Raw genomic sequence first — 20,679 nt, forward strand, 5'->3', positions numbered from 1 at the left:
TGCGTTTACCTTTCGGGCCTGAACTCAAGAATGTCTGCGCTGCGATTGGCCAGCCACTGGGGTGCCAGTGACCCGGCCAACATCCCCGTCACAGCCGCCAGCAGTCCGGCCAATTGCTGCGGAAATGCCTCGTGCAAAGCCGGCGTGGCCATGAAGACCACCCACACGCCAATGCCCAGTGCCACGGCGCAAATGGCGCCCTGCGTGGTGGCGCGCTTCCAGTACAGCCCGAAGACCAGGGGTACGAAGGCACCGACCAGCGGCACCTGGTAGGCGCTGGAGACCAACTCATAGATGGGCGTTCCTTCCATCTTGATCGAGTAGGCCAGCACGCAGATGCTGAAGACGAGCACGCTGATGCGCATGGCCAGCAGCATTTCCCGGTCGCTGGCCTGGGTGCGGAACTGGCGCCAGATGTTCTCGGTGAAAGTCACGCTGGGTGCCAGCAACGTGGCCGAGGCACAGGACTTGATGGCCGACAGCAGCGCGCCAAAGAACAGCACCTGCATGACGAAGGGCATCTTGTCCATGACCAGGGTGGGCAACACCTTCTGCGGGTCCTGCCCGAGCAGTTCCGCCGCCTCCCGCGGCATGATGATCAGCGCGCTGGTCACCAGGAACATGGGCACGAAGGCAAAGAAGATATAGGCCGTGCCGCCGATGACGGTACCGCGCGTGGCGGCCTTTTCGCTGTTGGCCGACATCACGCGCTGGAACACGTCCTGCTGGGGAATGGAGCCCAGCATCATGGTGATGGCCGCGCCAAAGAAGAAGAGGATTTCATGCCAGCTGGGCTCGGGCCAGAACTGGAACAGATCACGGCTCACGGCCAGGTCGATGACCTTGCCGGCACCGCCAGCCATGTCGCTGGCAAACCAGGCCAGCACCACCAGGCCGACGACCAGGATGATCATCTGCAGGAAGTCCGTCACCGCCACCGACCACATGCCGCCGAACAGCGTATAGGCCAGGATGGACACCACGCCGATGGCCATGCCCACGGGAATGCTGACCGTGCCGCCCGACAGCAGGTTGAACACCAAGCCCAGGGCCGTGACCTGGGCCGAGACCCAGCCCAGGTAGCTGAGCATGATGATCAGCGAGCAGACGATCTCGATGGAGCGCCCATAGCGGTGGCGGTAGTAGTCGCTGATGGTCAGCAGCGTCATGCGGTACAGCTTGCCCGCGAAGAACAGGCCCACCAGGATCAGGCACATGCCCGCGCCGAACGGGTCCTCGACCACGCCGCGCAGGCCGCCCTCGATGAACTTGGCGGGCACGCCCAGCACGATCTCCGAGCCGAACCACGTGGCAAACGTGGTGGTGATGATCATGTACATGGGCAGATGGCGCCCGGCAATTGCAAAGTCGGCCGTGTTCTTGACCCGCCTGGCCGCCCACAGGCCAATGGCTATGGTCACGAACAGGTAGGCGATCACCATTGAGAGCAGCACGCTGGCACTCCTGATTCAAAGTGGGAAAAGTCAGAGGGCTTGAAACCCGTCGGTGTTCTCAGTACCAGCGCAGGCGCACCACCAGTTGCAGCAGGATCAGCGCGATCACAAAGCCTATGCCCGCGCTGACGATGGCCTGAAGCAGGCGGTTGGTGAGCTTTTGCTGCTGCAGCAGTTCCTTGAGCAGTTCGTCGTGCTCGCCGGAGTTGCGCGTGAGCCGGCGATGGATCAGGCGCGGCAGCTCGGGAATGAGCTTGGCGTAGCGCGGCGCCTCGGCCTGCAGCTCGCGCCACAGCCGCTGCGGGCCCATCTGGTCCAGCATCCATTTTTCGAGGAAGGGCTTGGCGGTGCTCCACAGGTCCAGATTGGGGTCCAGCTGGCGGCCCAGGCCTTCGATGTTGAGCAGCGTCTTTTGCAGCAGCACCAGCTGCGGCTGGATCTCGACATGGAAGCGGCGCGAGGTCTGGAACAGGCGCATCAGCACCATGCCCAGCGAGATCTCTGCCAACGGACGGTCGAAATACGGCTCGCACACCGCGCGGATGGCGGCTTCCAGCTCGTCCACGCGCGTGCTCGGCGGCACCCAGCCGCTTTCGATGTGCAGCTCGGCAACGCGCTTGTAGTCGCGGCGGAAGAACGCCGTGAAGTTCTGCGCCAGGTATTCCTTGTCGTACTCGGTCAGCGTGCCGACGATGCCGAAGTCCAGCGAGATATAGCGCCCGAAGGTCTCGGGCTCCAGGCTGACCATGATGTTGCCCGGGTGCATGTCGGCGTGAAAGAAACCGTCGCGGAACACCTGGGTGAAGAAGATGGTCACGCCGTCGCGTGCGAGCTTGGGGATGTCGACCCCGGCCTCGCGCAGGCGCTCGACCTGGCTGATGGGCACGCCCTTCATGCGCTGCATGACCATCACGTCGTTGCGGCAGAAATCCCAGTACACCTCGGGGATCAGTACCAGGTCCAGGCCTTCCATGTTGCGGCGCAGCTGCGCGGCGTTGGAGGCTTCGCGGATCAGGTCCAGCTCGTCGTGCAGGTAGTTGTCGAATTCGGCCACGACCTGGCGGGGCTTGAGGCGCTTGCCGTCGGCCGACAGGCGCTCGACCCAGCGCGCCATCATGTGCATGAGCGCCAGGTCCTTGTCGATCACGGCCTTCATGCCCGGGCGCAGCACCTTGACGGCCACATCGCGCTGCACGCCGTTGCGGTCGCTGATCACGGCAAAGTGCACCTGCGCGATGGAGGCACTGGCCACCGGCTCGCGCTCGAAGCTCACGAAGATCTGGTCCAGCTTCTTGCGGAAGGCACGCTCTATGGTGTCCACCGCAATCTGCGAATCGAAGGGCGGCACGCGGTCCTGCAACCGGGCCAACTCCTCGGCCACGTCGGGCGGCATCAGGTCGCTGCGCGTGGACAGCACCTGACCGAACTTCACGAAGATGGGGCCCAGTTCCTCCAGCGCCTCGCGCAGGCGCTGGCCGCGCGGCTTGTCCAGCCGGCGGCCCAGGGTGAGCACCGCGCGTGCGCGGCGCATCCAGGGATGCTCGAAGCTCGACAGCACCAGCTCGTCGAGTCCGTAGCGGAACACCACCCAGAGGATGGTCAGCCCGCGAAGAAACCGGCTCATGGCTTGTCGTTCTCGAAACCGGGCAGGGACACCACGGGTGAACCAACGGGCGCGCTGGCGGGCGCTGCCGAACGTGCGGCTTCAGGGGCGGGGGCATCGGCATCGGGCTTGCCGGCCATGCGGGCGCCCACGAACTGGCGCAGTGCCTGGGCAGCGCTGCGGGCCACCTTGGCCACGGTGTGCGCGGGCGCATCGCCGATGATGCGGGCGAGGTCTTCCTCCACATCCCATTCGACGTGGTCCACCAGCCAGTTGATGTCGGCGGCCAGTTGCACGTCGCCTTCGATGCGGATGGAGGGCTTGTCGCCGCGCAGGGCCACCTGGGCCAGGGCCAGTGCGGAGGTCTCGGTCACTTCGAGCAGCAGATCGGGTTGCGCGTCTTCAGGCGCCACGTTGAACAGGCCGGCCGGCGTGATCTGCAGGGCCATGGAGTAGCCGCGCCACTGAACGCGCGCCACGCGGCCCTTTTGCCGCACCAGGCGCTCGGTGGCCTCCTTTTCCTGCATCAGCACATGGTTGAGGAACAGCACGATGCGCTGATGCACCTCGCTGACCAGCCATTGCGGCGGTTGCGGGCCGGCCATCACGCGTTCCATGAGGCCGTTCAGGAAAGAAAAAGGGGACTGTGTTGCCATAGTCCCCGATTATTCCCGAAGTGAGAGGAATTACTGCAATGCCTGGACTCCGGCGACCAGCCATCCGCTGCTGCCGCTCTTGGGCTTGGTCATGTTCCAGACTTCGCGGAAGGGTGTGGGACCTGCCGAGGCGTCCTCGCGGATCATGCCCGAGAATTCCACGCTGGCCATGTAGTCATTGCCCAGGTCCTCGATGCCCAGCAGTTGGGCGTCGATCATGACCACGTCGGTCTGGTTGGGCTGGCCGGGACGCTGGGCCTCGCGTTCGCTGAGCTGGCCACGGATCTCGGTCAGCATCTCGTCGGTCATCATGGCGCGCAGCGACGCGATGTCGGAGCGGTCCCAGGCCGATTGCAGCGTGACGAAGTTGCGCTTGGCAGCGGTGAGGAAGCCCTCGGTATCGAAGCCTTCAGGCACACCCCAGTTCTGCGAGCCTGCCAGGGCCGAGCCGATCTGCACGCCGGAGCCCGAGCCTGCAGCCAGGGCGGCCGGCTGATGGTTCTGCTCCCAGGGACGGGCCGATGCGTCGTTGCCGACCTTCTCGGGGTTGTACTGGCGTGCCAGCGGTGCGCTGTCCACGTTGCCACCGATATTGCCGGCACCGGCAGGCGCTGCGTTCTGGAAGGCAAAGGGGCTGGACGATGCCTGCTGCGCGCCAGCCGCTGCACGGCGCGAACGCATGACCATACCCACCACCACCATGATGACCAGGGCCAGCAGGCCGATCAGCAGGAACTGGCCGAAGGCGGCGCCCAGGCCCAACGAGCTCGCCAGCCAGGCCAGGCCCAGGCCAGCGGCCAGGCCGCCAAGCATGGCGCCCCAGGGCTTCTTGGCGGGAGCAGCTGCCGGTGCAGTGGCCGGCTTGCCTGCAGCGTTCTGTGTGGCGGGGTTCTGCGGCGGCGTGTTCTGTGTCGGCGCGCGCGCGGCTTCACGCTGCGTCACGTTGCTCGACTGCTTGCCCACCGATCCGCCACCGCCCATGCGCTTGGCGTCGGCCGTGCCGTGGACCACCACCAGCATCGCAACCAAGACCATAGACCATAGCTTTTTCATGTCATCTCCTCGAATAATCGTGTTGCCGTCACCTCACCGAGCACCTCACGCGCTCAGCACTTGATTCCCACATGCAGCGCGGCAATGCCGCCCGTCATGTTGTGATAGTCCACATGGCCGAAGCCGCATTCCTGCATCAGGCGCTTGAGATCTTCCTGGCCGGGGTGCATGCGGATGGACTCGGCCAGATAGCGGTAGCTGGCGTCATCGCCCGCCACGAGCTTGCCCATGGCCGGAAGAATCTTGAAGGAGTACCAGTCGTAGGCTTTCTCCAGGGGCTTGGCCACCTTGGAGAATTCCAGCACCAGCAGCTTGCCGCCGGGGCGCAGGACGCGGTTCATTTCCTTGAGCGCCGCATCCTTGTGCGTCATGTTGCGCAGGCCGAAGGCCACGCTGACCAGATCGAAATGGTTGTCCGGAAACGGCAGGGCCTCGGCATCGCAGACCATGGTGGGCAGGATCACGCCCTTGTTGATCAGCCGGTCCCGGCCTACGCGCAGCATGGCTTCGTTGATGTCGGTGTGCACCACCTGGCCGGTGGAGCCGACCTTCTTGGCGAAGGCCAGGGCCAGATCGCCCGTGCCGCCCGCGATGTCCAGCGCCTTGTCGCCTTCCTTGAGATTGGCCACCATCACCGTATAGGCCTTCCAGGCACGGTGCAGACCACCCGACATCAGGTCGTTCATGACGTCGTAGCGCGAAGCGACCGAGTCGAACACGCCGCGCACGCGGCTGGCCTTCTCGCGCTCGTCCACCGACTGGAATCCGAAATGTGTGGTGCTCATAACAACGATGCTAAGCAAGCAGTAGTAATGCGTACAGCGACAACCCCGTGTGGCCACGGGCTTTGCCGGGCAAGGGTTATCAAGAACAAACAGCTTGAAACGCCTTCAAACAAAGACTTTCAAGCTATTTTTAATATAGCACCACCCCCAATAACCCTGTGCTGTGCAAAGGTCCTGAATGTGGCGCTGTGGGAACGGCGCGGCAGACGCCGCGCCCCGGCCCCTGCGTGCGTACTGCGTCAGTGGCTGCCGCAGCCGTGCCCGCCGCCGCCGGCCTTGCCGGGCATGGGCGTGTCGCGGTCCATGCCGGACTCCTGTAGCCGGTCCAGGTACTGCGCCCAGAACTCGTCCTGGCGGCGGCCCAGTTCGTAGAGGTATTCCCAGGTGTACAGGCCGCTTTCATGCCCGTCGCTGAAGAAGGGCTTGATGGCGTAGTTGCCCACGGGCTCGATGGCCGTGATGGCCACGTCGCGCTTGCCGGTCTGCAGCACTTCCTGGCCCGGGCCATGGCCTTGCACCTCGGCCGAGGGGGAGTACACGCGCAGCAGCTCGAAGGGAATGCGAAAGCTTGCGCCATCGGAATAGGCCACTTCCAGCACGCGCGATGCGCCGTGCACGGTCAGGGCTTCGGGAGTTGGGGTGTCAGGGGTCAGGCCGGCCATGCGGTGCTCCTCATTCAGTGGCGGGGTGCTGCTGCCAGGCATCGAGTGCCTGCGACAGCGCCGTGTCTATGGCTGGCAAGCGCGCTGCCACCTCGGCCTCGCGCTCGCCATTGCGCGGGCGCTGGGCAGCAGCCCAGACCGAGCCCGGGAAATGGCTGTCCCATTCGAAACGCGCAACCACATGCCAGTGCAGGTGCGGCACCATGTTGCCCAGCGCCGCCAGGTTGATCTTGGCCGGCGCAAGGCGCTCACGCAAGACGCGCTCGACCAGGACCACGGCATCCATGCAGTGCTGGCGGTCGGCGGCATCCAGGTCGGAGAACTCGGCCACATGCGCATTCCAGACCACGCGGTAGAAGGCCGGGAAGCCCTCTTCCTGGGCGCGAATCACTCGCAGGCGCCGGCCGCGCCAGACGGGCAGGCCGCCTTCTGTGGCGCACAGGGGGCAGGAAGCGGAAGCAGCCATCAGACCAAAACCCGTTCGATGCCGCCGGCGTTGGCGCGCTGAACATATTCGGCCATCCAGTTCTCGCCCAGGATCTGGCGCGCCATCTCGACCACGATGTAGTCGGCCTCCAGCAGGCCGTTGTTCATGTCGCCGCCGTAGCGCGACAGGCCCTGCAGGCAGCTGGGGCAGCTGGTGAGGATCTTCACGTTGTCCTTCTCGGCCAGGGCGCCGCTGGCGCGCAGCGCGGCCTCGCCCTTTTTGAGTTCCTCTTCCTTGCGGAAGCGGATCTGCGTGGAGATGTCGGGGCGCGTGACGCCCAGCGTGCCCGATTCGCCGCAGCAGCGCTCGCTCTTGATCACGCCGTCGCCGACCAGGGCCTTGACGGTCTTCATGGGGTCCTGCAGCTTCATGGGCGAGTGGCAGGGGTCGTGGTAGAGGTAGCCCTCCTTGCCCTGCAGCGTCACGCCCTTTTCCAGCAGGTACTCGTGGATGTCGATGATGCGGCTGCCCGGGAAAATCTTGCCGAACTCGTAGCCCTGCAATTGGTCGTAGCAGGTGCCGCAGCTGACCACCACGGTCTTGATGTCCAGGTAGTTGAGCGTGGTGGCGACGCGGTGGAAGAGCACGCGGTTGTCCGTGATCATCTTCTCGGCCTTGTCGAACTGGCCGCTGCCGCGCTGGGGATAGCCGCAGCACAGGTAGCCCGGTGGCAGCACGGTCTGCACGCCGGCATGCCAGAGCATGGCCTGGGTGGCCAGGCCCACCTGGCTGAACAGGCGCTCGGAGCCGCAGCCGGGGAAGTAGAACACCGCCTCTGTGTCCGCGTTCGTGGTCTGCGGGCTGCGGATGATGGGCACGTAGTCCTTGTCCTCGATGTCCAGCAGGGCACGCGCCGTCTTGTTGGGCAGGCCGCCCGGCAGCTTCTTGTTGACGAAGTGGATCACCTGCTCCTTGAGCGGCGCACGCCCCACCGAGGCCGGCGGATGCTGGGTCTGCTTCCTGGCCAGGCTGTGGAGCACGTCGGAGGCCAGGCGCTGGGCCTTGAAGCCCACGCCGACCATGGCCGAGCGCATGAACTTGATGGTGTCCGGGTTGGTGGCGTTGAGCATGGCCATGGCCAGCTTGTTGCCGGGCCGGAAGCTCTTCTTGTCCATCTTGCGCAGCAGATTGCGCATGTTCATGGTCACGTCGCCGAAGTCGATCTTCACCGGGCAGGGGTTGAAGCACTTGTGGCAGACCGTGCAGTGGTCCGACACGTCCTCGAACTCCTGCCAGTGGCGCAGCGACACGCCGCGGCGCGTCTGCTCCTCGTACAGAAAGGCTTCGACCAGCAGCGAGGTCGCCAGGATCTTGTTGCGCGGGCTGTACAGCAGGTTTGCGCGCGGCACATGGGTGGCGCACACGGGCTTGCACTTGCCGCAGCGCAAGCAGTCCTTGACCGAGTCGGCAATGGCGCCGATGTCGCTTTGCTGCATGATCAGCGACTCGTGCCCCATCAGGCCGAAGCTGGGCGTGTAGGCGTTGGTCAGGTCGGCGAACATCAGCGATTCGCGCGGCGAGCGGCCGTCATGGCTCTGGCCCACCACGGCCTGCAGCTTCTCGTTGCGGATCAGCTTGCCCTTGTTGAAGCGGCCTTCGGGGTCCACGCGCTGCTTGTAGGCGGCAAAGGGCGCCAGTTCGTCGTCGCTGAGGAATTCCAGCTTGGTGATGCCGATGCCGTGCTCGCCCGAGATCACGCCGTCCAGATGGCGGGCCAGCACCATGATGCGCGCCACGGCCTCATGGGCGGTCTGCAGCATCTCGTAGTCGTCGCTGTTGACCGGAATGTTGGTGTGCACGTTGCCGTCGCCGGCGTGCATGTGCAGCGCCACCCAGACACGGCCCTTGAGCACGCGCTGGTGAATGGCATTGACTTCGGCCAGCAGCGGCTGGAAGGCCGCGCCCGCGAAGATCTGGGCCATGGGCGCCTTCAGCTGGGTCTTCCAGCTCGCGCGCAGCGTGTGATCCTGCAGTTGCTGGAAGAGGTTTTCCACGTTGTCCAGCCAGCCCTGCCACAGCGTGCGCACGTCGGCCACCAGGGCCAGGGCCTGCTGCACGCGGTCCTCCAGCAGTTCGGCCGAAGGGATGTCGCCCGCATCGTCCTGCTTGCCCAGGGGCAGGTCGCCGTGCTGGAAGAAGTCCGTCAGCGCGTCACACAGCTTGAGCTTGTTGCGCAGCGACAGTTCGATGTTGATGCGCTCGATGCCGTCCGTGTACTCCCACATGCGGGGCAGCGGGATCACCACGTCTTCGTTGATCTTGAAGGCGTTGGTGTGGCGCGAGATGGCGGCCGTGCGCTTGCGGTCCAGCCAGAATTTCTTGCGCGCCTCGGCGCTGACGGCGGTGAAGCCTTCACCGTTGCGCGAGTTGGCGATGCGCACCACCTCGGCGGCCACGCGGGCCACATCGTCGGCGTTGTCGCCGGCAATGTCGCCCAGCAGCACCATCTTGGGCAGATGGCCGTTGCCCTTCTTGCTCTTGGTGGCGTAGCCCACGGCCTTCAGGTAGCGGTCGTCCAGGTGCTCCAGGCCGGCCAGCAGCACGCCCGAGCGCTTTTGCTCGGCGAACATGAAGTCCTTGATCTCGACGATGCTGGGCACGGCGTCCTTGGCGTTGCCGAAGAACTCCATGCAGACCGTGCGCGTGTGCTCGGGCATGCGGTGCACCACCCAGCGCGCGCTGGTGATCAGGCCGTCGCAGCCTTCCTTCTGGATGCCGGGCAGGCCCGACAGGAACTTGTCGGTCACGTCCTTGCCCAGGCCTTCCTTGCGGAATTTCTGGCCGGGAATGTCCAGGCGCTCACTGCGGATGGGGGTCTTGCCGTCGGCCTCGAAGTACTGCAGCTCGAAGCTGGCCATCTCGGCGTCATGGATCTTGCCGAGGTTGTGGCCCACGCGCGTGACTTCCAGCCACTGCGCATCGGGCGTGACCATGCGCCAGGACACCAGGTTGTCCAGCGCCGTGCCCCAGAGCACGGCCTTCTTGCCGCCCGCATTCATGGCGACGTTGCCGCCGATGCACGAGGCCTCGGCCGATGTGGGGTCCACGGCGAAGACGAAGCCCGCGCGCTCGGCCGCATCGGCCACGCGCTGCGTGACCACTCCGGCCTCGGTGAAGATGGTGGGCACCTCGTGGTCCACGCCGGGGATGCGGCGCATCTCCACCTCCGTCATGGCCTCGAGCTTTTCGGTGTTGATCACCACGCTGCGCCAGGTCAGCGGGATCGCGCCGCCCGTGTAGCCCGTGCCGCCGCCGCGCGGAATGATGGTCAGGCGCAGCTCGATGCAGGCACGCACCAGGGCGGCCATCTCGGCTTCGGTATCGGGGGTGAGCACGACGAAGGGGTACTCGACGCGCCAGTCGGTGGCGTCCGTCACATGGGCCACGCGCGACAGGCCGTCGAACTTGATGTTGTCCTTGGCCGTGTGGCGGCCCAGGCTCTTTTGCACCCGGCGGCGCAGTTGCTCGGCCTCGACGAAGGTGGCGTTGAACTCATGCACGGCGCGGCGCGCCGCATCCACCAGCTGGCCCACCAGCGCATCGCGCACGGGGTCCTGCTGCGGAGCACGGCGCTTGTCGATCTCGCCCAGGCGGTGCTCCAGTGCTTCCACCAGCGCCTTGCGGCGATCGGGGCTGTGCAGCAGGTCGTCCTGCAGGTAGGGATTGCGCTGGACGACCCAGATGTCCCCCAGCACCTCGTAGAGCATGCGGGCGGAGCGGCCCGTGCGCCGCTCCTGGCGCAGCTGGTTGAGCACATCCCACATGGAAGTACCCAGCAGGCGGATCACGATCTCGCGATCGGAAAACGAGGTGTAGTTGTAGGGAATCTCTCGCAGACGTGCAGGTTCGGCTGCCTGTGCCTGCAGGGCCGCCAACGCAATCGGTACATTCATGGGGGTAGACCGTGTCTGGCGCTCTAGGGGCGCCGCTAAGCCAAGTGGGAGCGCAATTTTAAGCGAGCCCCTCGAAGGCCCGCTTCCTACGGGGCTCTGGGCGGCTCGCCGTCTTGCCCTGAGACGCCAGCCCTCGCCAACACCACGGGGCAGACACGCCCCGGCGAACCGGCCTTATACAGAAAGAGCACAAACGAGCCAATACGAACAACCCGTGCTTTTGAAACGAAATGGTATTGACCTAAAATAGCGCCGCTTCGCGTGTCATTTTTTGTCACACGACTGACATACGGGACCAGCGGCTCACCGGGTTTGGCCTGTAGTGCGGTAAGAAGCATCCGAAAACAATGACACAGACATGTCATGCCCCTGCCTTACCGTGGCAGCGGTCTGAAACCGTCACCGAACTAGAGGAGTCCTCATGCAACTGAAGCAACTGGCCATGGCGGCCGCGATCGCGGCCACCACCATCTCGGCACAAGCCCAAACCGAAATCCAGTGGTGGCACTCGATGAGCGCGGCCCTGGGCGACTGGGTGAACGACCTGGCCAAGGAGTACAACGCCAGCCAGACCCAGTACAAGATCGTGCCGACCTACAAGGGCCAGTATGACGAGTCCATGACAGCTGCCATCGCCGCGTTCCGCGCCGGCAATGCACCTGACATCCTGCAGGTCTTCGAAGTGGGCACGGCCACCATGATGGCCTCCAAGGGTGCCGTGGTTCCGGTCACCAAGGTCATGAACGACGGCGGCTTCAAGTTCGACCAGGGCGAGTACATCTCCGCCGTGGCCGGCTACTACACCGCCCCCAACGGCCAGATGATGAGCTACCCGCTCAACAGCTCGACCACCATCTTCTACTACAACAAGGACGCCTTCAAGAAGGCGGGCCTGGACGAGAACAAGCCTCCCAAGACCTGGCCCGAAGTGTTCGCCGCCGCTGAAAAGCTCAAGGCCTCGGGCCACCGCTGCGCACTGACCACGAGCTGGATGAGCTGGACCCAGCTGGAGAGCTTCTCGCTGTGGCACAACACCCTGTACGCGACCAAGAACAACGGCTTTGACGGCACCGATGCCAAGCTGGTGTTCAACTCGCCGCTGCACGTCAAGCACTTCGAGAACCTGGCCAAGGCCGCCAAGGACGGCAGCTTCGTCTACAAGGGCCGCGGCAACGTGCCCGACGCCGCCTTCGCTTCCGGCGAGTGCGCGATGATCACGGGCTCCTCCGGCCTGTACGCCCGCGTGGTCAAGGAAGGCAAGTTCGCCTTCGGCCAGTCGCAGCTGCCCTACTACGCCGATGTGAAGGGCGCCCCCCAGAACACGGCCATCGGCGGTGCTTCCCTGTGGGTGATGGCTGGCAAGAGCGCCGAACGCTACAAGGGCGTGGCTGACTTCTTCAACTTCCTGAACAACACCAAGATCCAGGCCGCCAGCCACCAGCGCACCGGCTACCTGCCCGTGACCACCGCTGCGTACAAGCTGACCGAGGCTTCGGGCTTCTACGAAAAGCATCCCGGCACCGACACCGCCGTGACGCAGATGATCCGCAAGACCACCGACAAGTCGCGCGGCATCCGCCTGGGCAACTTCGTTCAGATCCGCACCATCATCGATGAGGAAACCGAACAGATCTGGACCGGCAAGAAGACTCCCCAGCAGGCACTGGACACCGCTGTCACCCGTGGCAACGAGCAACTGGGCCGCTTCGCCCGGGCCAACAAGTAATCCTCCCATGTGATCTGCGGCGTGGCCGCTGCGCAGGCAGCCCGCACCGTGCATCACAGGCCCGCAACCGGCGGCCCCACGGCCATCCGGTTTGCGGGCTGTTTTGTTCTACCGAGTTCCGTCATGGAAAAACGCGTTCTTTTTCGATCCGCCTGGCTGCCGTGGCTGCTGATAGCACCACAGATGGTCATCGTGCTGGTCTTCTTTTTCTGGCCCGCAGGCCAGGCCATCGTGCAGTCTTTCCAGGCGCAGGATACGTTTGGCTTTTCCACCGAATGGGTGGGCTTCGCCAACTTCCAGCATCTGCTGGATGACCCTGCCTACCTGGCCTCGTTCAAGACCACGGCCATCTTTTCCCTGCTGGTGGCGGTGTTCGGCATCGCGCTGTCGCTGATGCTGGCCATTTTTGCGGACCGCGTGATCAAGGGTGCGCTCGCCTACAAGACCGCCTTGCTGCTGCCCTATGCGGTGGCGCCCGCCGTGGCAGGCGTGCTGTGGGTGTTCATGTTCTCGCCGTCCATCGGCGTCGTGGCCTATGCGCTGCGCATGATCGGCTATGACTGGAACCACCTGCTGAACTCCGGCAACGCCATGACGCTGATCGTCATCGCCGCGATCTGGAAGCAGATCTCCTACAACTTCCTGTTCTTCCTTGCGGGCCTGCAGTCCATCCCCAAGTCGCTGATCGAGGCCGCCGCCATCGACGGCGCGGGCCCCATGCGCCGCTTCTGGGACATCCAGTTCCCGCTGCTGTCGCCCACCACCTTCTTCCTGCTGGTGATGAACGTGGTCTATGCCTTCTTCGACACCTTCGGCATCGTGGACGCCACGACCCAGGGCGGTCCGGGCCAGGACACCTCCATCCTGGTCTACAAGGTCTATCACGATGGCTTCAAGGCCATGGACATGAGCGGCTCGGCTGCCCAATCCGTCGTGCTGATGGTGATCGTGGTTGCACTCACCGTGATCCAGTTCCGCTATGTTGAGAAGAAAGTGCAGTACTGATCATGGTTGAACGCAGTCCTCTTCTGACCTTTTTCTCGCACCTGATCATGGTGCTGGGCGTGTTGATCGTCGGCTTTCCGCTGTACCTGGCCTTCGTGGCCTCCACGCACACGCCGCAGGACATCATCCAGGTGCCCATGCCCCTGGTGCCCGGCAGCAACTTCTGGGAAACCTACAAGGCCGCGCTGTTCGGCGGCTCGGGCCCTGGCTCCAGCGCGCCCGTGGCACGCATGATGTGGATCAGCTTCGTCTCGGCCATGGTGATCACCGTGGGCAAGATCGCGATCTCGCTGCTGTCGGCCTTCGCACTGGTGTACTTCCGCTTCCCGTTCAAGAAGATCTGCTTCTGGCTGATCTTCGTGACCCTGATGCTGCCCGTGGAAGTGCGCATCGGCCCCACCTACGAAGTCGTCTCCACGCTGGGCATGCTCAACAGCTACGCCGGCCTGACGATTCCGCTGATCGCCTCGGCCACGGCCACCTTCCTGTTCCGCCAGTTCTTCCTGACGGTGCCGGACGAGCTGGTGGAGGCCGCCCGCATCGATGGCGCCGGCCCCATGCGCTTCTTCAAGGATGTGCTGGTGCCGCTGTCCAAGACCTCGATCGCGGCGCTGTTCGTGATCCAGTTCATCTACGGCTGGAACCAGTACCTGTGGCCGCTGCTCGTGACCACCTCGGAAGACATGTATCCCGTGGTCATCGGCATCAAGCGCATGGTGGCCAGCGGCGATACCGGCAACGACTGGAACGTGGTGATGGCGACGGCCCTGCTGGCCATGCTGCCGCCCGCTGCCGTGGTGATCCTGATGCAGCGCTGGTTCATCAAGGGCCTGGTGGACACCGAAAAGTAAGCCGTCCACCGCCCCCACCCACCGTATAGAACCCCGCAGAGCAAGCGCCAGCGCCCTTCGCTCTGCGACTCAACCAGAATCTTCGTATGGCATCCATTTCCTTTCGCAACCTGATCAAGCGCTACGGCCACGGCCCGTCGGCCAACCAGGTACTGCACGGCGTCAACGCCGAAATCCAGGACGGCGAGTTCGTCGTCATCGTCGGCCCTTCGGGCTGCGGCAAGTCCACCCTGCTGCGCATGGTGGCGGGCCTGGAAGAGATCTCCGACGGCCAGCTGCTGATCGGCGACAAGGTCGTCAACGACGTGGAACCGGCCAAGCGCGACATCGCCATGGTGTTCCAGAACTATGCGCTGTACCCGCATATGTCGAACTACGAGAACATGGCCTACGGCCTGAAGATCGCCAAGGTGCCGCCCGAGGAGATCAAGCGCCGCGTGGACAAGGCCGCCAAGATCCTGGAGCTGTCGCACCTGCTGGACCGCAAGCCGCGCCAGCTGTCGGGCGGCCAGCGCCAGCGCGTGGCCATGGGCCGCGCCATCGTGCGCCAGCCCAAGGTCTTCCTGTTCGACGAACCGCTGTCCAACCTGGACGCCAAGCTGCGCGGCCAGACCCGCATCGAGATCCAGAAGCTGCACGCCGAGCTGGGCATCACCAGCCTGTTCGTGACCCACGACCAGGTCGAGGCCATGACCCTGGCCCAGCGCATGATCGTCATGAACGGCGGCGTGATGGAGCAGTTCGGCACGCCCGAAGAGGTCTACCACACGCCTGCCTCCACCTTCGTGGCCAGCTTCATCGGCTCGCCCCCGATGAACCTGCTCAAGAACGCGCCCGGCGGCACGGCCGGCCGCATCCTGGGCATCCGCCCCGAGCACCTGGTCGTCGTCAACGAAGGCGGCTGGGAAATCAAGGTGGACACCGTGGAAATGCTGGGCGCCGAGCGCCTGGTCTATGGTTCGCTCAATGGCGAGACGATGACGGTACGCATCGACGAAGGCGCGCCCTTCCCCAAGTCCGGCGAGACCATGCGCGTGCGTCCTTCCGAAGAGCGTCGCCTGCACTGGTTCGACGCAGAAAGCGGCAAGCGGATCTGATCCCCTGAAGGCCGGCTCTCCGACCTTTTCCAAGAGAGCCCCAGAGGCTCTCTTTTTCCATCCAAGCTCCCTTCTTTTGACGGACTCGCCATGACCGAGAACCTGAAATCCTGGCCCTACCCCCTGTGGGTGGCCCACCGTGGCGCCGGCAAGCTGGCGCCCGAAAACACCATGGCCGCTTTCCGCCTGGGCGCCGCGCACGGCTATCGCATGTTCGAGTGCGATGCCAAGCTGTCTGCCGACGGCGTGCTGTTCCTGATGCACGACGCCACGCTGGAGCGCACCACCAACGGCCACGGCACGGGTGGCGACCTGTCCATGGGCGAGATCGCCCAGCTCGACGCCGGCAGCTGGCATTCGCGCGCCTACGCGGGCGAGGCCCTGCCCACGCTGGAAGCCCTGGCGCGCTGGTGCCTGGCCAACCACTTTTTCCTGAACGTGGAGATCAAGCCCACGCCCGGCCAGGAAGAGGCCACGGGCCGCGCCACGGGCGAGCTGATGAACCGCATCTGGCCCCAGGACCGGGTCCCGCCGCTGTTCACCTCGTTCAAGACCGATGCCCTCAAGGGCGCACGCGACACGGCGCCCCACATTCCGCGCGGCCTGCTGGTGGACAGGCTGGCAGACGCCACGGGCGACGCCGACCTGCGCACCGCGCTGGAATTGGGCTGCGCAGCCATGGTGCTCAACCACGCGCTGTGGGATGCAGCCCTGGTCGCCAAGGTGCATGGCGCGGGCCTGCGCTGCAGCAGCTACACGGTCAACGACGAATGGGCCGCACAGCGCCTGATCGACCTGGGCACGGACGGCGTCATCACCGACCGTGTCGATATGTTCAGTCCCGCATCGCGCTGAGACGGCTGCCGGCTGGCGGGGCCGGACCTTTGGAAACAACCGCTGCAGCGGCCCGCCGCACAATGTGCGTCCATGACACCGCCCTGCAGCCCTCTTCCGCAGCGCCCCACGTGGGCACAGGCCCTTCGCCCATGCCTGGCCATCTGGCTGATGGCTCTGGCGATGCTGCTCCTGTCTGCACCCGGCCCGGCCCTGGCCCAGGACGGCGCCACAGCCGCGGGCGCGACCGCAGAAGACGGCCGGCCCGCCCTGCCCAGCGTAGACGATCTGCGCAAGCAGCTGGACGCCATTCCCCGCAAGCTGGCCGAGGACGATGACGGCCGCAAGCTGCTGGACGAGGCTGCAGCCATTGGCACGGCAGCCGACCAGGTGGCGGCCCGCCGCACCGAGGAACTGGCCGATATCGATTCGCGCCTGGCCGGCCTGGGACCAGCACCCGAAAAAGGCGCCCCCGCCGATGCGCCCGATGTGGCCGAGCAGCGCGCCAGCCTGGCCAAGCAACGCAGTGCCGTGGATTCCGAACTCAAACTCGCGCGGCTGGTGTCGGTCGATGCCGACCAGCGCGGCAACGAGCTGATACGCCAGCGCCGCGAGCAATTCCAGGCCGCGCTGACGGCCCGCACCGATTCACCGCTGGGCCGCCCCTTCTGGCGCAATCTGAGCACCGCCGCGCCCCTGGACGCGGCGCGCCTGCAGGGGCTGGGGCGCGAGCTGCGCCAATCGGTGAGCTCTACCTTGGCCTCCGATCGCCGGGGCGGCTTTATCGCCAGCCTGGCCGCTGCCTTGCTGATCGCCCTGCTCGGCCCCTGGCTGGCCGAGCGCCTGCTGGTGCGCGCCGCGCCCGCACGCCTGCCCAGCGGCCGCCTGCGCCGCTCGCTGCGCGCGGCAGCCACGGTGGTGATCAACACGCTGCTGATCGGCCTGGCGGCGCAGTTGGCCTGGAGCGTGCTCAAGGCCAGCGATGGCTTCGGCGAGTCGCTGGACGCGCTGGCCAAGGCCAGCGTGCAGGTCACGCTGTTCGGCGCCTTCGTGGTGTCGCTGGGCCAGACCCTGCTGTCGCGCAAGCGCAGCTCATGGCGCCTGCCCGGCGTGTCGGACGAGCTGGCCGAGCGGCTCAGCCCCTACCCCTGGTGGATTGCGGCAGGTGCCGCGATCAACGGCCTGGTGACCGAGGTCAACGCCATCATCGGCGCCAGCCTGGCCGCCGAGGTCACGGTGCACGCCCTGTCGGCCCTGCTGATTTCGGCCGTGGTCATGCTGGCCCTGCGGCATCTGCGCGCGCCGGCGCCAGTGGCGCAGGAAGACGGCGCCCAGGCGGAGCCCGCGCCGCCCCGGCCCTTGTGGGTGGGACTGCTCGTGGCCTGCGCGGCGGTGGCCAGCATTGCCACCATTGCACTGGCCGTGACCGGCTATGTGGCGCTGGCCGGCACGCTGGCACGCCAGATGGTGTGGACTGGCGTGGTCTTTGCCACCACTTACCTGCTGTTCCAGCTCGGCGATGATCTGTGCGAGGCCCTTCTGTCGTCCAAGGGCAGTTTCGGCACCCGGCTGAACCAGGGCCTGGGCATCGAGGGGCGGCTGCTGGACCAGGCCTCGGTCCTGGTCTCGGGACTGTTGCGCGTGGCCCTGCTGTTCTACATGGTGATCGCCCTGCTGGCCCCGCTGGGCACGGGGCCCGACGAGGTGTTCCGCCGTGGCAGCACGGTCAATCACAGCCTCAAGGTGGGCGACTTCACCATGGCGCCCCAGGCCCTGTTCACCGCGTTTGCGGTGATCGTCACGGGCCTGATCGTGATCCGCGTGATCAAGCGCTGGCTGACGGACCGCTACTTCCCCAACACCTCGCTGGAGCCTGGCATGCGCAGCTCCATCACCACGCTGCTGGGCTATGTGGGCGGCATCTTCGTGGTGGCCGTGGCGCTGGCGGGGCTGGGCATTAGCGTGGAGCGCATCGCCTGGGTGGCCAGCGCGCTGTCGGTGGGCATTGGCTTTGGCCTGCAGGCCATCGTGCAGAACTTCATCTCGGGCCTGATCCTGCTGGCCGAGCGGCCCGTCAAGGTGGGCGACTGGGTGGTGCTGGGCGATACCGAGGGCGACGTGCGCCGCGTCAACGTGCGCGCGACCGAGATCCAGCTGGGCGACCGCTCCACCGTCATCGTGCCCAACTCGGAATTCATCACCAAGACCGTGCGCAACATGACGCTGGCCGGCGCGCCCGGGCGGGTGCTGCTGCGCCTTCCCGCACCGCTGGACACCGATGCCGAGCGCATGCGCACCCTGATCCTGGAAGCCTTTCGCGCGCATGAAGGCATCCTGGACACGCCCGAGCCTTTGGTGCAGCTAGAAGGCATTGCCAACGGCACGCTGACCTTCCTGGCCATCGGCTACGTCGGCAATCCGCGCAATGCGGGTGGCGTGCGCAGCGATGTGCTGTTCAGCATCCTGGCCTCGCTCAAGGGCGCAGGCCTGTACCTGTCGCCACCGGCCACCACCTCGGTGGCGGCACCCGTGGTGACAGGTCCGCCGGGCACGCCGGGCACGCCGGGCACGCCGACCATGCCCGGTGATCCGGCCAGCCCGGCCTAGCCGCGCCTTGCCATTTCCGATCGCACATGCGCCGCGACCACGGCCATCAGCTCACGCAGATGGCCGCGCAGCGGCTCGAATCCCGCATTGGGCTCGCGCGTGTCCTCGTCCATGTAGACCGGGCGGCGGATCTCGATCTGCAGGCTGTGCCGGCCCAGGTGCGGCTGGCCTATGCGCCCGATCAGCTCCACGCCCTTGTAGGGCTCGTTGTAGGCCACGCTGTAGCCAAAGCCCGCCAGCGTCTCGCCCACCAGCTGGATGAACTCGGGCGCGCAGGTCGTGCCGTCGCGGTCGCCCAGCACGAAGTCGGCCAGCGGCGGCGCGTCGGTACGGCCCAGGCGCTTGTAGACATCGTTGGGCATGGAGTGCAGGTTCAGGTGCCAGACGCCGCCAAAGCGCTGCACGCTGCCATCGATGGCCTGCGCCAGCGCCGCATGGTAGGGGTGCCAGTAGCGCGCGATGCGGTGCTCCACCTCGGCCACCGTGCGCGGACGGTCATACAGCGGCGTTGCCACGCCGTCGCGGCTGATGCGCTGCCAGATCAGGCCCAGGCCCTGGCGCGTCTTGACGCTGGGCGCCAGGGGCACGGGCCACTGGCCGTCGATCTGGGCCGGGTCCAGGTCGGCCTCGCTGCGGTTGGGGTCGATGTAGGTGCGCGGAAAGGTGGCCTCGATCAGCGTCGCGCCATGCGCGGGCCACTGGTCCCAGAGCGCGGCCACATGCGTGTCCTCGCCACGGCGCAGCAGGGACATGGGCACGGCATGGCCGAAATCCTCGGGATAGGAGGTGCCGCTGTGCGGCGAGTCGCAGACGATGGGCAGCACCTCGCCGGTGGCGGGATGCACCACGACCGGGGTGTCCGGCCGGGGGCGCAGAAAATCCGACTGTGCCATGCGGTCCATCAGTCGAGCTTGATGTTGGCGCGCTTGGCCACGGCCGTGTAGCGCTCGATGGCGGCCTTGATCTGCTTGGCGAATTCCTCGGGCGTGTTGCCCATGGATTCGCCCGAGATGGATTTTTGCTTTTCCAGGTAGTCAGGCATGGCCATGGCCTTGTGCGCGGCGGCATTGAGCTTGTCGATGATGGGGCGCGGCGTGCCGGCCGGCGCAACCAGGCCGAACCAGCCGCCATCGCCCATCTGCGCAAAGCCCAGCTCGGTGTACGTGGGCACGTCGGGCAGCACATCGGCGCGCTTGAAGGCCAGCACCGCCAGAGGTCGCAGCTTGCCGTCCTTGATGTGAGGCAGCGTGGAGGGCAGGTTGTCCGTCATGGCATTGACCTGGCCGCCCAGCGCATCGGTGATGGCCTGGCCCGCGCCCTTGTAGGGGATGTGCAGCAGGTCGATGCCCGCCAGGTTCATGAAGTTCTCGATATTGGCGTGGCCCAGCGAACCCGTGCCCGGCGATGCAAAGCTGTACTTGCCCGGGTTGGCCTTGGCCAGGGCGATGAACTCCTTCATGGTCTTGGCGGGCACGCTGGCGTTGACCACGAACACGCTGGGCACCGACATCACATTGGTGATGGGCGCGAAGTCCTTGATCGGGTCATAGGGCAGCTTGCGGAAGATCGCCGGGTTGGAGCCGTGCGTGCTCACCGTGGCCATGCCGATGGTGTAGCCGTCCGGCGCGGCACGCGCGATTTCGGAAGCGCCGATGGAGCCGCCGGCCCCGCCGCGGTTGTCCACCACCACGGACTTGCCGAGGATCACGCTCATCTTCTCGGCCAGCAGGCGCGCCACCATGTCGGTGGAGCCACCGGCTCCGAACGGCACGACCAGGCGGATCGGACGGCTGGGATAGTCGGCCGCCGGGCCCTGGGCCCAAGCGGCGGGAGCCAGAAGAGCGGTGGCGGCGCAGGCGGCCAGGCTGGACAACAGGGTGCGGCGCATTGCCATGGGATGTTTCCTATCTTGGTTGGGGGTGGCGGCAAAGCACGGGCTCTGCGGAACAGGCGCTGATTCTGGACA

General features: G+C 65.8%; 16 protein-coding genes. 6 read left to right on the plus strand and 10 right to left on the minus strand.

Annotation, left to right across the window (positions count from 1 at the left end; all coding sequences use genetic code 11):
• Positions 1 to 5 precede the first annotated feature (5 nt).
• From AC5I49_RS15225 to AC5I49_RS15260, 8 genes are all read right to left on the minus strand, one after another.
• A complete protein-coding gene (locus AC5I49_RS15225) occupies positions 6 to 1,454 on the minus strand; it encodes a high affinity choline transporter 1 (protein ID WP_034364059.1) in 1,449 nt (482 codons plus the stop codon).
• A 58-nt stretch (positions 1,455 to 1,512) separates the two neighbouring features.
• On the minus strand, positions 1,513 to 3,078 hold the full coding sequence (gene ubiB, locus AC5I49_RS15230) for a ubiquinone biosynthesis regulatory protein kinase UbiB (RefSeq protein WP_016445674.1): 1,566 nt from the start codon (positions 3,076 to 3,078) through the stop codon (positions 1,513 to 1,515).
• Positions 3,075 to 3,713 carry a ubiquinone biosynthesis accessory factor UbiJ gene (locus AC5I49_RS15235; protein ID WP_026062830.1) on the minus strand — a complete coding sequence of 213 codons (639 nt, stop codon included), beginning with the start codon at positions 3,711 to 3,713 and terminating at the stop codon, positions 3,075 to 3,077. Before AC5I49_RS15235 ends, ubiB begins: the two co-directional genes overlap by 4 nt.
• 30 nt (positions 3,714 to 3,743) lie before the next feature.
• Positions 3,744 to 4,766: a Tim44 domain-containing protein gene (locus AC5I49_RS15240; RefSeq protein ID WP_495789584.1), complete on the minus strand. Its 1,023-nt coding sequence runs from the start codon at positions 4,764 to 4,766 to the stop codon at positions 3,744 to 3,746.
• A 53-nt stretch (positions 4,767 to 4,819) separates the two neighbouring features.
• Positions 4,820 to 5,551, minus strand: a complete 732-nt coding sequence (gene ubiE, locus AC5I49_RS15245; RefSeq protein WP_012207259.1) for a bifunctional demethylmenaquinone methyltransferase/2-methoxy-6-polyprenyl-1,4-benzoquinol methylase UbiE — start codon at positions 5,549 to 5,551, stop codon at positions 4,820 to 4,822.
• Positions 5,552 to 5,790: 239 nt separating this feature from the next.
• Entirely contained in the window at positions 5,791 to 6,213 is a 423-nt protein-coding gene (locus AC5I49_RS15250) for a gamma-butyrobetaine hydroxylase family protein (RefSeq protein ID WP_047217082.1), read from the minus strand.
• A 10-nt stretch (positions 6,214 to 6,223) separates the two neighbouring features.
• Entirely contained in the window at positions 6,224 to 6,679 is a 456-nt protein-coding gene (locus tag AC5I49_RS15255; protein WP_034364054.1) for an HIT family protein, read from the minus strand.
• Positions 6,679 to 10,593, minus strand: a complete 3,915-nt coding sequence (locus tag AC5I49_RS15260) for a DUF3683 domain-containing protein (RefSeq protein WP_016445668.1) — start codon at positions 10,591 to 10,593, stop codon at positions 6,679 to 6,681. Before AC5I49_RS15260 ends, AC5I49_RS15255 begins: the two co-directional genes overlap by 1 nt.
• Before the next feature lie 421 nt (positions 10,594 to 11,014).
• Between AC5I49_RS15260 and ugpB the strand changes: the two genes are divergently transcribed.
• The 6 genes from ugpB to AC5I49_RS15290 all read left to right on the plus strand — a co-directional run bounded on the left by ugpB (position 11,015) and on the right by AC5I49_RS15290 (position 18,713).
• Positions 11,015 to 12,319: a sn-glycerol-3-phosphate ABC transporter substrate-binding protein UgpB gene (gene ugpB, locus AC5I49_RS15265; RefSeq protein ID WP_012207263.1), complete on the plus strand. Its 1,305-nt coding sequence runs from the start codon at positions 11,015 to 11,017 to the stop codon at positions 12,317 to 12,319.
• 123 nt (positions 12,320 to 12,442) lie between these two features.
• Positions 12,443 to 13,324 (plus strand): sn-glycerol-3-phosphate ABC transporter permease UgpA, encoded by an 882-nt coding sequence (gene ugpA, locus AC5I49_RS15270; protein WP_016445667.1) that lies wholly within the window; start codon positions 12,443 to 12,445, stop codon positions 13,322 to 13,324.
• Between the two features lie 2 nt (positions 13,325 to 13,326).
• Positions 13,327 to 14,175, plus strand: a complete 849-nt coding sequence (ugpE, locus tag AC5I49_RS15275) for a sn-glycerol-3-phosphate ABC transporter permease UgpE (RefSeq protein ID WP_310041515.1) — start codon at positions 13,327 to 13,329, stop codon at positions 14,173 to 14,175.
• A gap of 86 nt (positions 14,176 to 14,261) precedes the next feature.
• Positions 14,262 to 15,272, plus strand: a complete 1,011-nt coding sequence (ugpC, locus tag AC5I49_RS15280) for a sn-glycerol-3-phosphate ABC transporter ATP-binding protein UgpC (protein WP_016445665.1) — start codon at positions 14,262 to 14,264, stop codon at positions 15,270 to 15,272.
• A gap of 90 nt (positions 15,273 to 15,362) precedes the next feature.
• A complete protein-coding gene (gene ugpQ / locus AC5I49_RS15285) occupies positions 15,363 to 16,127 on the plus strand; it encodes a glycerophosphodiester phosphodiesterase (protein WP_016445664.1) in 765 nt (254 codons plus the stop codon).
• A gap of 150 nt (positions 16,128 to 16,277) precedes the next feature.
• Positions 16,278 to 18,713, plus strand: a complete 2,436-nt coding sequence (locus tag AC5I49_RS15290) for a DUF3772 domain-containing protein (protein WP_495789585.1) — start codon at positions 16,278 to 16,280, stop codon at positions 18,711 to 18,713.
• On the opposite strand, the gene AC5I49_RS15295 is transcribed toward AC5I49_RS15290, so the two are convergent.
• Complete coding sequence (locus AC5I49_RS15295; RefSeq protein WP_310041521.1) at positions 18,710 to 19,615, minus strand: N-formylglutamate amidohydrolase; 906 nt, start codon at positions 19,613 to 19,615, stop codon at positions 18,710 to 18,712. The genes AC5I49_RS15290 and AC5I49_RS15295 overlap by 4 nt on opposite strands.
• Positions 19,615 to 20,607, minus strand: a complete 993-nt coding sequence (locus tag AC5I49_RS15300) for a tripartite tricarboxylate transporter substrate binding protein BugE (RefSeq protein ID WP_016445661.1) — start codon at positions 20,605 to 20,607, stop codon at positions 19,615 to 19,617. Before AC5I49_RS15300 ends, AC5I49_RS15295 begins: the two co-directional genes overlap by 1 nt.
• Positions 20,608 to 20,679 lie beyond the last annotated feature (72 nt).

The sequence above is a fragment of the Delftia sp. genome (genome assembly GCF_059499305.1).